Source organism: Marinobacterium profundum (assembly GCF_001528745.1).
Taxonomy (GTDB): Bacteria; Pseudomonadota; Gammaproteobacteria; order Pseudomonadales; family Balneatricaceae; genus Marinobacterium_A; species Marinobacterium_A profundum.
Genome location: NZ_BCNS01000072.1, coordinates 51,748 through 65,441, shown reverse-complemented (window position 1 = coordinate 65,441; position 13,694 = coordinate 51,748). Strand labels below are relative to the sequence as shown.

The following is a 13,694-nucleotide window of genomic DNA, read 5'->3' as shown; positions in this document are numbered from 1 at the left end:
TTGTATTTGCGATGTGAGTTTGTATAGTATGGGACATTCGATACATGTGGTAGTGTGGGTGTAAGTATTGGTGTATGATTGTATGTGCTGGGGTTCATTGTGTATTGTTTTTTGTGTTTTTTTTCAAGAAGAAGACGGAATACGAGATGCGCGGGAGTCTCGTGGGCTGGGGGATGTGTATAAGAGCCAGCACTCTAGGGGGTTGGGGGCTAGGGGCTAGGGGCTAGGGGCTAGGGGCTAGGGGACTAACTGCTACTTGCTACAGGCAACTGCCAGAGAGTGCTTTGGTGAGGGGCTGAGGCTGGAGCCTCCTAGTTGTCGACCCAGACAACGCGCAGCGGTTCGCCAAAATCATCGTAGATAACCTGCTGGCGCGGTGCGCGCTGGCGGGTTTTCTGTGCTGGCGCAGGGGATTGCCTGCGGCGGGAGTCGATGGCAACCAGAACCTCAGGCACCGCGGTGCGGGTCTGTTTGGGCTGGCTGATACTGAACTGGTGCTTGTTGTAAGTGCCGTTGGTCAGGCCGCTGGCGCCCTGTTCTACAGACGTAATGTGACCGCCCTTTTGCAGGTAGTCGGTCATCTGCTTTTCCATCTCGTGGCGCAGGTCGGATTTTGTCGGGCGTTTAATCATCGGCATATTGTGCCTGAAAACTGGACGAAAAGTAACCGCCAGAATGCCGATCTCCACTGGGCCAGGGCTTGTTGGCCGGGCGCCGCCGCACTATTTGGCAAGGCTGCCTTCAGCCTTGTTGCCAGCGAACTTCCGTCATCAGCATGTAGCCTGCACCGTAGATGGTCTTGATGATAGCCGGGTTCTTCGGGTCGGCTTCGATCTTCTTGCGGATACGCGACATGCGCACATCAATGCTGCGATCAAAGGGATCGGCTCTATCGCCGAGCAACTGTTCGCGGGACAGTATCTGTCGCGGCGCGCGCAGCAGGGCATTGAGCAGCTGTGCCTCGGCGCTGCTCAGTACCTCTGCATAGCCGCGCTCATTACTGAGCGTCAGGCTGGCGGGGTCGAAGGTCCAGTTGCCAAAGCTGGCCCGGCGCGGACGACTATCCGCCGCCGGGGTATCGATCTGTTCGAGCCTGCGCAACAGACTGTTGGCACGGGCGACCAGCTCACGCGGCTCGAAGGGCTTGGTGATGTAATCATCGGCACCGAGCTCCAGCCCCATTACTCGGTCGGGCGTGCTGTCGCGTCCCGACAATATCATGATGCCAACGCCCTGCAGCTCTCCGAGCTGGCGCACCAGCGCCATGCCATCCATGTCGGGCAGGCCCAGGTCAATGATGCACAGGTCTGGCCTGCGTTGACGAATGGCCTGGGCGGCCTGGGCGCCGGTTCTGCAGATGCGGGTCTCAAAGCCGAAGCGCTCCAGCTCCTCGCTGACCAGGGTGCAGATATCGGCCTCGTCATCGACGATGTAAATCAGGCGGTTCTGTTTCACGGTATTTGAGTGTCCTTTCTTATTATTTATTTGAGGGTGTCGATGGCGTCTGCTTGGCGAGAGATTCGCGCCGCATCGCGGCCTGCAGGGCGTCCCGCTCAAAGGGCTTGGGCAGCATGGTGAAAAAATGATCGCTGCTGTCGCCGGGATCCTGTTCATAGCTGTAGCCGCTCATTAATAGGATGCGACAGCCTGGTTGCCTTTCATGCAGTCTGTGGGCCAGTTCAAAGCCATTCAATGCGCCCGGCATGATGATGTCGCATAGCATCCCATGAAGGTTATCCATGGAGTCGATCAGCTGGCAGGCTTCGTCGGCATCCGGGGCCTCGATCACGTTGTATTCCAGGCTGATCAGCTGTTCGCGAACGACCTGGCGTACATCGGGGTTGTCTTCCACCAGCAGGATCAATTTTCCTTTAGTGTTGTCGGGGTTCTCGGCTGGGTTAGCTTTGCCGCCTGGCGCCTGTAATTGCGGCATTGCCTGGGACGCGGGAAGCAGCAGCGAGATAACAGAGCCCTGATCGAGCGCGCTTTGAATCTGGATGTAGCCTTTGGACTGCTTGACGAAACCGTACACCATGCTGAGGCCAAGGCCCGATCCTGCGCCGCCGGTTTTGGTGGTGAAGAACGGCTCGAAGGCCAGGCTTGCAGCCTGGGATGAAAAACCGTGGCCGGTGTCGCGCACACGAATTTCGACGTAGTCCCCAGGCAGCACCGGTTCGTCACAGGTCAGGGGTTCGCTGACATGCCGGCGGGTTATTTCAAAGCTGAGGGTGCCGCCGTCGGGCATGGCATCACGGGCATTGAGGGCCAGGTTGACCAGGGTATCTTCCAGCTGGCCGGCATCGACAAAGGGTTGCGGCGCATCGGGGGCACACAGATAGTCGATGCGAATGCTGTTGGGCAAGGGGCCGGCCAGCAGTTCGGCGACTTCGCTGATCAAGGTCGGTAGATGGACGGGGGAGGGCTTGAGCGGTTGGCGCCGTGAAAATGCCAGCAGACGCTGGGTTATATCCGCGCCGCGCCGTGTCGCCCGAATGGCGGGATTAAGGTAGCGCAGCAGGGCGTCGTTCAGCGCCGGATTGTCGCGCATGGCCACCAGGTTGCCGAGCAGGATGGACAGCAGGTTATTAAAATCATGGGCCAGGCCGCCCGCCAGCTGACCGACCGCACTCATGCGCTGAGCCTCGTTAATGTGCCTTTCCGCTTCTTTCTCCGCGGTGATATCCAGTGACAGGTTGAGCAGGCCGTTGACCTCGTCGTCGGCGGAGTGGAAGGGGATCAGAATGCGCTTGGTGATCATTTCCCGGTCTTCACGCTGTATGCGGTACTCATACACCGATTCTTCCCCCGCCAGGGTCCGCTCAATCTGCTGGCGGATGTCGGCGAACATCTGTTCGCCCAGTATCTCCGCTGGGTGGCGGCCGACGATATCATCCTTGCTGCGATTGAATACATCAGCGTAACCCTGGTTGACGAAGATGTAGCGCATGCTGGTATCGATATAGGCGATCTGAGCGGGCAGGGCATCCAGAATCAGGCGCTGGCGCGCTTCGTGGGCCCGCAGCTCTTCCTGCGCCTGGCGCAGTGAGTCGACGGCACCAAGCAGTTGGGTGTTGGTGGCTTCCAGGTCCCGGGTGCGGGCCTTTACCTTGGCGTCCAGGGTATGAATATTGCCACGCAGCTGATCCACCATGCGATCGAAGGAGTGGGCCAGCAGGCCGAGTTCATCGTCGCGGCGAATCTCGCTCTTGGCGCTGAGTTCGCCGTCGCTGACGCGCTGGGCGGTTTCGGAAAGGCGCCTTATCGGCCGGGTAACCCAATTGACGAAAATAAACGCCAGCAGTATCGCCGCCAACATGGCGACCAGGGCCATGGTGAGGATGCGGTCGGTGAGGACTTCTGAGCTGCTGCGCAGTTCGTCGACGTAGACCGAGGAGCCGATGTACCAGTCGAAGCCCGGCAGATAGCGCACCAGCGCGAGCTTGTCGTAGACGTAGTGGCCAGGGTCCGAAGGCTTGTCCCACTTGTAGTACAGCTCCTCGCCGCTTTCTGCCACTTCCATCAGTTCGGTGGCGATGGGGCGCAGAGTGACCGGGTCCTGCAGATCCAGAAAATTGGTGCCATCCAGATTCGCATTGGGGTGCACCAGCATGTTGCCCTCACCATCGAAGATATACATATAGCCGGTCTGGGCGATGCGCAGTTCGAGCAGGCCCGAGCGCAGCTTCTGCAGCGCCTGGGCGGTCTGTTGCTGCACTTCTGCGTCTATATCGTCCAGATAGACACCGGCGCCGACTACAAAGCCCCAGTCGGGAAAGTTCTTCACGTAGGAGTACTTGTCGATACTGCGGTTTTCCCCCAGGCGGTGCCACTTGTAACGGTAAAAGCCTTCGCCCTCCTGCATCGCCAGGGCCACGATTTTTGGAATGACGAGGTTGCCGTCGCTGTCGTGCAGATTGAGTGCGCTTTTGTTGTGCAGGGCATCTTCGGGGTGGGACAGCAGTACCGAGTCATAGTCGGCGATCCAGATGTAATCGCCGCGACCATAGCTGAAACTGCGCAGGCGCTCGAACAGGTGGGCGCGGGCCTGGTCGGGCGAAATATTCAGCTTTCTTGCCTGCGCCAGGCTTTCGTCGATGTGCATGGCGGTGAGGGCGACCACGGCCTCGAGGCGTTGCTGGTGTGAATCCAGGGTGCGGTTACGGTGGTCTTCCACGCTAACGTGCATCTGACTGGCCAGCTCAAAAATGTTGTTCAGAGTCGTGAGGCTGTTGTTGCGCTCGATCTCGAACACCTTTTTCTGAATCAGCGGCACCGAGTAGGCATAGAAGGCCAGAAAGATTGCCGCAATGATCAGGGCAATCACGGTGAAGAAACGTCGCGTGAGCTTGGAGCCTGGCAGCATGGTGTTTCCCGCTCTGGAGGTGCCCCATCTTAACCAACTTGACTAGGGAAATCCCTTATGACGCGACCATTGTTACATTTCGTTATATTTGCGACAAAATTGCGCAACGGTCCTGACCTAGATTGAGTGCAACTAGGGGCTTTGGCCCCGATCCCGAATACAACAATAAAGCTGCGCCGGCTTCAGGTCGTGACAGCGGGGACATGTTGCATGAGTCAGGACCTTATTCTTGAAACGAAAAATCTCATCAAGGCATTCAAGGGCTTTACCGCCGTGGATGATGTCAATCTGCAGATCGAACGCGGCGCCATCCATGCGCTGATCGGCCCTAACGGCGCCGGCAAGACGACAGTATTCAACCTGCTGACCAAATACCTGACCCCCACCAGTGGTGCGCTTCTGTTCAATGGCAAGGATATTAGCGCCCGCAAGTCGGCGGATATCGCTCGCCTTGGTATTGTGCGCTCGTTCCAGATATCGGCGGTCTTCCCCAATCTCAGCGTGCTGGAAAACGTGCGTGTGGCGCTGCAGCGCAAGGAAGGCAACAGCTTTCATTTCTGGAAGCACGAGCGGGTGCTGGATCGTCTTAACGACAAGGCCATGGCGTTGCTGGACGACGTGGGCCTGAGCGAGTTCGCCCACAGCAAGACGCTGGATCTGCCCTATGGCCGCAAGCGGGCGCTGGAAATCGCCACCACCCTGGCGCTGGATCCGGAGCTGATGCTGCTGGATGAGCCGACCCAGGGCATGGGTCACGAAGACGTTGAAGTGGTGGCCAATCTGATTAAGCGCGTGTCGGCCGGGCGCACCATCCTGATGGTGGAGCACAACCTGCATGTGGTGGCCAAGCTGGCTGATCGCATTACTGTGCTGCAGCGTGGCGCCATCCTGACCGAGGGTGATTACGCCTCCGTGTCGGCCGACTCAAGAGTACGTGAAGCCTATCTGGGGGTTGCCGATGACGAACCGGCCGCGCCTGTTGCTGCGGTCGGAGTGAATTCCAGCGTTGCTGCAGGAGCAGGGGCATGAGTACGTCTTCTTCGCATGAAAAAATCCGCATCAGTGACCTGCACGCCTTCTATGGCGAGTCCCATATTCTGCACGGCATCGATTTGACCATTCGCAAGGGTGAACTGGTGACGCTGCTGGGCCGCAACGGCTCGGGGCGCAGCACCACTTTGCGCGCGATCATGGGCATGGTAGGGCGGCGCAGTGGCAGCATTATGGTGAACGGTAGCGAAACCCTGAATCTGGCGCCGCATCGTATTGCCCATCTGGGGCTGGGGTATTGCCCGGAAGAACGCGGTATTTTCTCGAGCCTCAATGTGGAAGAAAACCTGATGCTGCCGCCTGCGGTACGTTCCGACGGCATGAGCGTGGAGGAACTGTACGAGATGTTCCCCAACCTCTATGAGCGCCGTTATAGCCAGGGCACACGCTTGTCCGGTGGCGAACAGCAGATGCTGGCACTGGCCCGCATTCTGCGCACCGGCGCCAATATCCTGCTGCTGGACGAAATTACCGAGGGGCTGGCTCCCGTCATAGTGCAAAAACTCGCCCAGGTGCTGCTCGGGCTCAAGGAGCGCGGGTTGACCATCCTGCTGGTGGAACAGAATTTCCGTTTCGCCGCCCCCATTGCCGACCGGCATTACGTCATGGAACACGGCCATATAGTCGAAGAAGTCCATGCCCATGAACTGGTCGCCAAAACCGACCTGCTAAACACCTACCTGGGCGTCTAACGATGGCCACTACAGACTGATCACGAATCACGAATCACGAATCACGAATCACGAATCACGAATCACGCAACATGACTCACGTAACAACAAGAAAAACTGGAGTGCACAGAATGAAAACAATGAACAAGACTCTGCTGGCGGTAGCCGTTGCAGCAACCACGGCCCTGGCGGGATTCGTTCAGGCCGGACCTGTCAGCGATGACAAGGTCAAGATTGGCGTGCTGGCTGATATGGGCGGTGTCTATGCCGATATCTGCGGCCCCGGTTGCGTGACGGCCATTGAAATGGCGGTGGAGGATTTTGGTGGCACCGTGCTGGGCATGCCCATCGAAGTGGTTAGCGCCGACGATCAGCTCAAACCCGACGTGGGTTCGGCCAAGGTACGCCAATGGGTTGAAAATGAACAGGTTGATGCGGTGGGCGGGCTGGTGTCGTCCGCCGTGGTGGGTGCCGCGACCAAGGTGCTGACCGACAACAAGAAGATCGCGCTGATTTCCACCGCCGCATCCAACGCCTTTACCACCAGCGCCTGCTCGCCGTACAACGTGCACTGGACCTATAACGTTGCGGCCATGGCGAACGGCACCGTGAAGCCGATCGTGCAGTCGGGCAAGAAAAAGTGGTTTTTCATCACTGCCGATTACGCCTTCGGTCATGCGCTTGAGGGCGTCGCTACTGAAGTGATCGTCGAAAATGGCGGCGAAGTCGTCGGTGGCGTGCGTGCGCCGCTGGGCACCACGGACTTCTCGTCCTATGTATTGCAGGCACAGGCCTCGGGTGCTGACGTGGTGGCGCTGGCCAATGCCGGTGGTGATACGGTGAACGCCCTGAAAACCGCCGCCGAGTTCGGCCTGACCCAGACCGCCGATGTGGCCGGCCTGCTGGTCTTTACCCCCAATGCCCAGGCCATGGATCCTGCTACCGCAGGCGGCATGACGCTGACCACCGGCTTCTACTGGGACTACGATGATGCCACCCGTGCCTGGAGCACGCGCTTCAAGGAACGCCACGGTGCCATTCCCGCCATGGGCCACGCTGGTGCCTATTCCATGACCATGCATTATCTGAAGGCGATTGAAGCCGCCGGTACCGATGAGTCCGATGCCGTGATGGCGAAGATGAAGGAAATGAAGCCTGACGACTTCTTCGCCCGCAATGCCACCCTGCGTGCCGATGGTCGCATGGTGCATGACATGTATTACGTGCAGATCAAGACGGCTGACGAGCGTCGTGACGCCGACGATATCTTCAAGGTGCTTGACGTAATTCCGGGCGATACGGCCTACGCGCCCATGCTGCCGGAATGCAACTTCGTTAAATCATGATAACGGGCCCCGCAGCGGATTATTCCGCTGCGGGGCTGGCGTTAGCCGAGGTACCTTATGGCCACTTTTCTTGGCATCAATCTGTTCGGGCTCTTTGGTCAGCTGCTGGTCGGCCTGATCAACGGCTCTTTCTACGCGTTACTGAGCCTGGGGCTGGCGATTATTTTCGGTCTGCTGAAAATCATCAATTTCGCCCAGGGCGCGATGTACATGCTGGGCGCTTTCGCCGCCTGGATGGTGCTCAATTATCTGGGCATCAATTACTGGCTGGCACTGATTGTTGTGCCATTGGCCGTTGGGGCCGTGGGCATACTGATGGAGCGGCTGCTGATTCGCCCCATCGCCCAGGAAGATCACCTTTACAGCCTGCTGCTTACTTTTGGCATAGCGCTGATGCTGCAGGGCACCTTTACCCATGTTTTCGGCTCCTCCGGCATGGCCTACGCCATTCCCGAAGCGCTGCAGGGCGGTTTCAAACTGCCCTTCATGTACCTGCCGGCCTACCGGGCCTGGATTGTTGTTGCCTCTATCCTGGTGTGCGGCGCGACCTGGTGGATGATTGAAAAGACTCGCCTGGGAGCTTATCTGCGCGCCGGCACCGAGAACGCCCAGCTGATGCAGGCCTTTGGCATCAATGTGCCCTTGATGGTCACCCTGACTTTCGGTTTTGGTGTGGGGCTGGCGGGATTCGCCGGTGTGATGGCAGCGCCTGTGTATTCAGTGTCGCCGGACATGGGCTCCAATCTGCTGATTATCGTCTTCGCCATCGTTGTTATCGGTGGCATGGGCTCGATTGGCGGCGCCATTCTGACCGGCCTTGGCATGGGTGTTGTGGAAGGTCTGACCAAGTACTTTTACCCGGAGGCCTCCAGTACGGTGATCTTCCTGGTGATGGTGATCGTTCTGCTGATCAAGCCTGCGGGCCTGTTTGGCAAGGAAGCCTGAGCCGGCATCGCGAGGAGTTGTTTATGAAAACTGCAATCTTTACCCATTCGAAGCTCAATCTGGTGTTACTGCTGCTGGCACTGGTTGCACCCTTTGTGCTTTATCCGGTGTTTTTGATGAAGGTGCTGTGCTTTGCTCTTTTCGCCTGCGCCTTTAACCTGCTGCTGGGCTTTGCCGGGCTGCTGTCTTTTGGTCATGCGGTGTTTCTGGGAACAGGGGGCTATGTCACCGGCTATCTGATGATTAACACCGGCATCACGCCTGAGCTTGGGATTCTGGCCGGCACTGTGGTGGCGGGCCTGGTGGGTGCGCTCTACGGCAAGCTGGCGGTGCGCCGCGAAGGCATTTACTTTGCCATGGTGACCCTGGCGCTGGCTCAGCTAGCTTTCTTCTTTTACCTGCAGGCGCCCTTTACAGGCGGTGAGGACGGTTTGCAGGGTGTGCCGCGCGGACATCTGTTCGGCGTGATTGATCTGTCTGACAACCTGCAGATGTACTTCTTTGTGCTGGCCATCTTCCTGTTTGGCTTCTGGCTGATTCAGCGCACCGTGCACTCGCCCTTTGGCCAGGTGCTCAAGGCTATTCGCGAAAACGAGCCCCGCGCCATTTCACTTGGCTACAATGTTAACGATTATAAATGGGTGGCCTTTATTATCTCTGCGGCGCTGGCAGGGCTGGCGGGTTCCACCAAGACGCTGGTGTTTCAGCTGGCATCGCTGACCGATGTGCACTGGCATATGTCCGGCGAGGTGGTACTGATGACCCTGGTGGGTGGTATGGGGACACTGTTCGGGCCCCTGGTGGGCGCGGCGGCCATTGTTACGATACAAAACTATCTGTCTGGCGGAGAACTGGGGAATTATATCCATATCATCATGGGGGCTATTTTCGTGATCTGCGTACTGGCGTTTCGCAACGGCATCGTCGGCCAGTTCCGCAAGGTGCTGAAGCAGAACTTCTGAGCGGGCCTGGGCTGAGTCCCGGGCTGCAGTTAATTGTCTAGCGGAGATGTTCGATGCAGGATCAAGAGCAGCACCCTTATGAGCAGGGCCTGGGACAGACGCCCGCCAACTATAGCGCCCTGACGCCGCTGAGCTTTCTGCAGCGTACGGCCTTTGTCTACCCAGACCGCACGGCGCTGGTGCATGGTTCGCTGCGGCGCAGCTGGGGGGAAACCTACCAGCGCTGTGTGAAACTCGCCAGTGCGCTGCGCCGACGCGGTGTACAGCCGGGCGATACGGTATCGATCATCGCACCGAACCTGCCTGAACACTTTGAAGCACATTTTGGTGTGCCCATGAGCGGTGCCGTGCTCAACTCTATCAATACCCGGCTGGATAGCGAGGCTATTGCCTTTATCCTGCAACATGCCGAGGCCCGGGTGCTGATCACCGAGCGGGAATTCTCAGGCGTCGTGGCCAAGGCGCTGCAAGGCATGGCCCATCCGCCGCTGGTGATCGATATTGATGATCCGAGCTGGCAGGAGGGGGAGCTGCTTGGCGAACTGACCTACGAGCAGTTGCTGATAGAGGGGGATGAAAGCGAGGCCTGGACCATGCCAGATGATGAGTGGCAGGCGATTTCGCTGAACTACACCTCCGGCACCACCGGGGATCCGAAAGGTGTGGTGTACCACCACCGCGGCGCCTATCTGAATGCCACCAGTAACCTGGTGTCCTGGAATATGGGGGACAGCCCCGTGTATCTGTGGACCCTGCCCATGTTCCACTGCAATGGCTGGTGTTTTCCCTGGACCCTGGCACTGGCTGCTGGCACCTCCGTGTGTTTGCGCCATGTGCGGGCCGAGCCGATTTTCGACGCCATCAGGCGCGAGAAAGTGGATCATTTCTGTGGTGCGCCCATAGTGCTGAATATGCTCAACGGCGCGCCGGATGAACTCAAGCAGGATATCGAACACCAGGTCAAGGTTATGACCGCAGGCGCCGCACCGCCAGCGGTGGTGATCCAGGGCATGGAGGAGCTGGGTTTCAAGGTCACCCATGTCTATGGCCTGACCGAAACCTATGGCCCATCGGTTATCTGTGCCTGGCATGAGGACTGGAATCAGCGCCCACTGGCCGAGCAGGCGCGTCTCAAATCACGCCAGGGCGTACGTGCCCCCATGCTGGATGGACTTATGGTGGCGGATCCCGAAAGCCTGCAACAGGTGCCAAAGGATGGTCAGACCATCGGCGAGATCATGATGCGTGGCAATCTGGTGATGAAGGGTTATCTGAAAAATCCCGCCACGACTCAGGAAAGTCTGGCCGGTGGCTGGTTTCATTCTGGCGATCTGGCGGTATGGCATCCTGATGGCTATGTCGAGATCAAGGATCGCTCCAAGGATGTGATTATTTCCGGTGGTGAGAATATCTCCAGCATCGAGGTGGAGGATGTTCTGTATCGCCACCCCGCCGTCGCGGAAGCGGCCGTGGTGGCGCGACCGGATGAAAAATGGGGTGAAACACCCTGTGCCTTCGTGTCACTCAAGGCCGGGGCTGTCGCATCCCAGGATGAGATAATCGCGTTCTGTCGCGAGCATATGGCGCGTTTCAAGGTACCCAAGAGCGTGGTTTTCTGCGAGCTGCCCAAAACCTCCACCGGCAAAATTCAGAAATTCGTGTTGCGGGCCCAGGCCAAAGAGCTCCCGTAGCCGGCGTTTTGATGCCAATACTCTGAGTGCATTCTGGGCTTCCTGCGGGAAGCCTTTTTTGTGCGTGTCTTGTGCGTGTTTAGTAAAAAGCGACTTGGGGCGCGGCGGATAGAGTGAAGCACGGCTGGGGAGGCCGCCAAAGCCGCGACAAAAAGGCTCAAGTTTTGTTTATCATAAGTGATCAGACGATTACGGAAGGTCACTGGATGAAATTTAATTGCGATATGGGCGAGAGCTTTGGCAGCTGGGTCAAGGGTAACGATGAGGCGGTGATGCCATTCGTGGATATGGCCAATATCGCCTGCGGCATGCACGCGTCCGACCCGACGACGATGGCGCGTACCGTACAGCTGGCCTGTCGTTATAACGTCAGCATAGGCGCACATCCGGGCTACCCCGACCTGCTGGGGTTTGGGCGCCGCGAATTTGCCCTGGAGGCTGATGAGCTGGAGGCCTGCGTGCTGTATCAGATAGGTGCGCTGGACGGAATCTGCCGTGCCCAGGGGCGGCGTGTCGAGTATGTTAAGCCCCATGGGGCGCTCTACAACAAAATGATGCGCGATGAAGCAACCCTGGACAGCATGATCGCGGCCGTACGGCGCTACGATGCCGGTCTGCCGCTGGTGGTGCTGGGGGCGGGGGAAAGTGCCAATGCGGCACTGCGCGAACGGGCGGCGATTCAGGGCGTTGAGCTCTGGTTCGAGGCCTTTGCTGATCGCGCCTATGATGCCAGCGGGCGACTGGTGCCGCGCATCAAACCCGGCGCCGTGCATACCGATGTCGATCGCGTACTGTGCCAGGTGAAGGAGATCGCAGAGCAGGGGCAGGTCACTACTCTGGAGGGAACTACTATCCCGTTGCAGGTCGATACTCTGTGCCTGCATGGCGACAACGAACAGCTGCTGGCAGCGGTCGGGCGCATACGCGCGGCGCTGTCATGATACGGATCGAACCCGCCGGCGAGTCCGGATGCATGCTGTACCTGGGCGAGCAGATCGAGCCTGCTGTTTGTGTTCGCGTTTGCCGTGCTGCGGAGCTGATTCGTCGGCGTTTGGCACCTTGTATCACCGACCTGGTGCCTTCCTACGCCAGTATTTTTATAAGTCTGGATCTGTCCCGCACCGGCGTAACGGCATTTTGCGCCTTGTTGCGCGAAGCCCTGCATGATCTGGACAGCGTTGCGTCTGGGAGCCTGGCCGGCGGTGAGGTTATTTCGGTTGGCGTCTATTACGGCCCGGAGGTGGCGCCTGACCTGGATGAGGTGGTTCAGCTAACGGGGTTGGCTCGTGATGAAGTCATAGCGCTGCACTGCGCTCAGGAGTACCTGGTGTATGCCATAGGTTTCAGTCCCGGCTTCTGTTTTATGGGTAATACGGATGCGCGCCTGCAGGTGCCGCGCAAGGCTTCGCCCCGGACAAGTGTGCCGGCCGGCAGTGTGGCGCTGGCGGACCGGCAGACCGCGATCTATCCCTGGGTGTCGCCGGGGGGCTGGCAGGTTATCGGGCGTACGGCGGTGGATATGCTGGCGTTGTGCCAGCGTATGGAGCGTCCGTTGCAGGTCGGAAGCCGGGTGCGGTTTGAGTCACTGAGCTTTGAGGGCTTTGTGCAGGCCGGGGGGCAGGTCTGATGGCGTTTGAGGTTGTCAAACCCGGATTCCTGACGCTGCTGCAGGACTATGGCCGCTATGGCATGCAGCATCTGGGCATGGCCAGCGGTGGGCCGCTGGATGAACAGGCCTTTCTCTGGGCTAATCGATTGCTGGATAATCATTACAACTGTGCGGCGCTGGAAATTACTCTGGGCCCGGTGCGCCTGCGCGCGCTCCAGGCCACCCAGATCGCCATTACCGGGGCTGATTTTGCGGCCCGTATCAATCAGCTGTCGATTGAGCCCTGGCACAGTTACTGGATCGAGGCCGGGGATGAGCTGAGCTTTGCTGCGCCACGCAGTGGCATGCGGGCTTATCTGGCGGTGATGGGCGGCTTTGAGGCTAAGCTGCAGCACGGCAGTTGTGCCACAGTGATGCGTGAACTCAGTGGTGGCCTGCAGGGAGACGGGCGGCGTCTGGAGGTGGGTGATCGGCTTGAATGCTGTGCGGCACCGCGAAGACGGACGCGGCAGGTACCCCCGGGCTATGTACCTGACTACAGCGCACCGCTGTGTCTGCGCTTGCTGCCTGCCTATCAGTACGATCAGTTTGATGCGGCCCAGGTCAGGCGTTTTTTCAGTAGCGACTATCTGGTATCGCCTAGCAGCGATCGCATGGGCTATCGATTATCAGGACCGGCAATCCCCTCGCGCCTGGACGGTATTATTTCCGAGGGCATTGCCTATGGCGCCGTGCAGGTGCCAGGAGATGGACAACCCATAGTGCTGCTGCGGGATCGCCAGACTATCGGTGGCTACCCCAAGATTGGTTGTGTGGCGTCGCTCGATGCCGCGCAGCTGGCCCAGCGTGGGCCGGGTGCTGTGATTCGCTTTACCCCCGGTGAATTCAGCGACATCGAAGCGGAGCGTCTGGCCTTTAATCGTTTCTTTGGCATAGGCGCACCTCGGCGGTGACGGAAATTCAGTCGCAGGGGCTTTGGTGCTAGTGCTATCTTAGGCGGCCGGGTGAAAATTCGGGCAAGTATGTTAAGGCCGCAAGGCCTTGCGCATTTATTTCA

Annotated in this window: 12 protein-coding genes; 9 read left to right on the top strand and 3 right to left on the bottom strand. The window is 58.8% G+C overall.

Going from position 1 to position 13,694, the window contains the following annotated elements:
* Window positions 1-311: 311 nt before the first annotated feature.
* From MPRO_RS03525 to MPRO_RS03515, 3 genes are all read right to left on the bottom strand, one after another.
* Window positions 312-632, bottom strand: a complete 321-nt coding sequence (locus tag MPRO_RS03525; protein ID WP_067287060.1) for a hypothetical protein — start codon at window positions 630-632, stop codon at window positions 312-314.
* 109 nt (window positions 633-741) lie between these two features.
* Complete coding sequence (locus tag MPRO_RS03520) at window positions 742-1,455, bottom strand: response regulator transcription factor (RefSeq protein WP_067287057.1); 714 nt, start codon at window positions 1,453-1,455, stop codon at window positions 742-744.
* A gap of 22 nt (window positions 1,456-1,477) precedes the next feature.
* Complete coding sequence (locus tag MPRO_RS03515) at window positions 1,478-4,363, bottom strand: cache domain-containing protein (RefSeq protein WP_067287053.1); 2,886 nt, start codon at window positions 4,361-4,363, stop codon at window positions 1,478-1,480.
* A 210-nt stretch (window positions 4,364-4,573) separates the two neighbouring features.
* Here MPRO_RS03515 and MPRO_RS03510 point away from each other — a divergent pair, with 210 nt between their 5' ends.
* From MPRO_RS03510 to MPRO_RS03470, 9 genes are all read left to right on the top strand, one after another.
* Window positions 4,574-5,392, top strand: a complete 819-nt coding sequence (locus MPRO_RS03510; protein ID WP_067287050.1) for an ABC transporter ATP-binding protein — start codon at window positions 4,574-4,576, stop codon at window positions 5,390-5,392.
* Window positions 5,389-6,105 carry an ABC transporter ATP-binding protein gene (locus tag MPRO_RS03505; protein WP_067287046.1) on the top strand — a complete coding sequence of 239 codons (717 nt, stop codon included), beginning with the start codon at window positions 5,389-5,391 and terminating at the stop codon, window positions 6,103-6,105. The genes MPRO_RS03510 and MPRO_RS03505 overlap by 4 nt, the downstream gene beginning before the upstream one ends.
* Window positions 6,106-6,215: 110 nt before the next feature.
* The gene (locus MPRO_RS03500; RefSeq protein ID WP_067287043.1) at window positions 6,216-7,430 is read left to right on the top strand and encodes an ABC transporter substrate-binding protein; all 1,215 of its coding nucleotides are present in this window, start codon (window positions 6,216-6,218) and stop codon (window positions 7,428-7,430) included.
* A 57-nt stretch (window positions 7,431-7,487) separates the two neighbouring features.
* On the top strand, window positions 7,488-8,375 hold the full coding sequence (locus tag MPRO_RS03495; RefSeq protein ID WP_067287040.1) for a branched-chain amino acid ABC transporter permease: 888 nt from the start codon (window positions 7,488-7,490) through the stop codon (window positions 8,373-8,375).
* Window positions 8,376-8,398: 23 nt separating this feature from the next.
* On the top strand, window positions 8,399-9,337 hold the full coding sequence (locus MPRO_RS03490; RefSeq protein ID WP_067287036.1) for a branched-chain amino acid ABC transporter permease: 939 nt from the start codon (window positions 8,399-8,401) through the stop codon (window positions 9,335-9,337).
* 53 nt (window positions 9,338-9,390) lie between these two features.
* Window positions 9,391-11,028, top strand: coding sequence for an acyl-CoA synthetase (locus MPRO_RS03485; protein ID WP_067287033.1), 1,638 nt, complete (start codon window positions 9,391-9,393; stop codon window positions 11,026-11,028).
* A 206-nt stretch (window positions 11,029-11,234) separates the two neighbouring features.
* Entirely contained in the window at window positions 11,235-11,969 is a 735-nt protein-coding gene (locus tag MPRO_RS03480; protein WP_067287031.1) for a 5-oxoprolinase subunit PxpA, read from the top strand.
* The gene (locus tag MPRO_RS03475; RefSeq protein ID WP_082708420.1) at window positions 11,966-12,655 is read left to right on the top strand and encodes a 5-oxoprolinase subunit B family protein; all 690 of its coding nucleotides are present in this window, start codon (window positions 11,966-11,968) and stop codon (window positions 12,653-12,655) included. Before MPRO_RS03480 ends, MPRO_RS03475 begins: the two co-directional genes overlap by 4 nt.
* Window positions 12,655-13,590 carry a 5-oxoprolinase subunit C family protein gene (locus MPRO_RS03470; RefSeq protein ID WP_067287022.1) on the top strand — a complete coding sequence of 312 codons (936 nt, stop codon included), beginning with the start codon at window positions 12,655-12,657 and terminating at the stop codon, window positions 13,588-13,590. The genes MPRO_RS03475 and MPRO_RS03470 overlap by 1 nt, the downstream gene beginning before the upstream one ends.
* The last annotated feature ends 104 nt before the right edge of the window (window positions 13,591-13,694 follow it).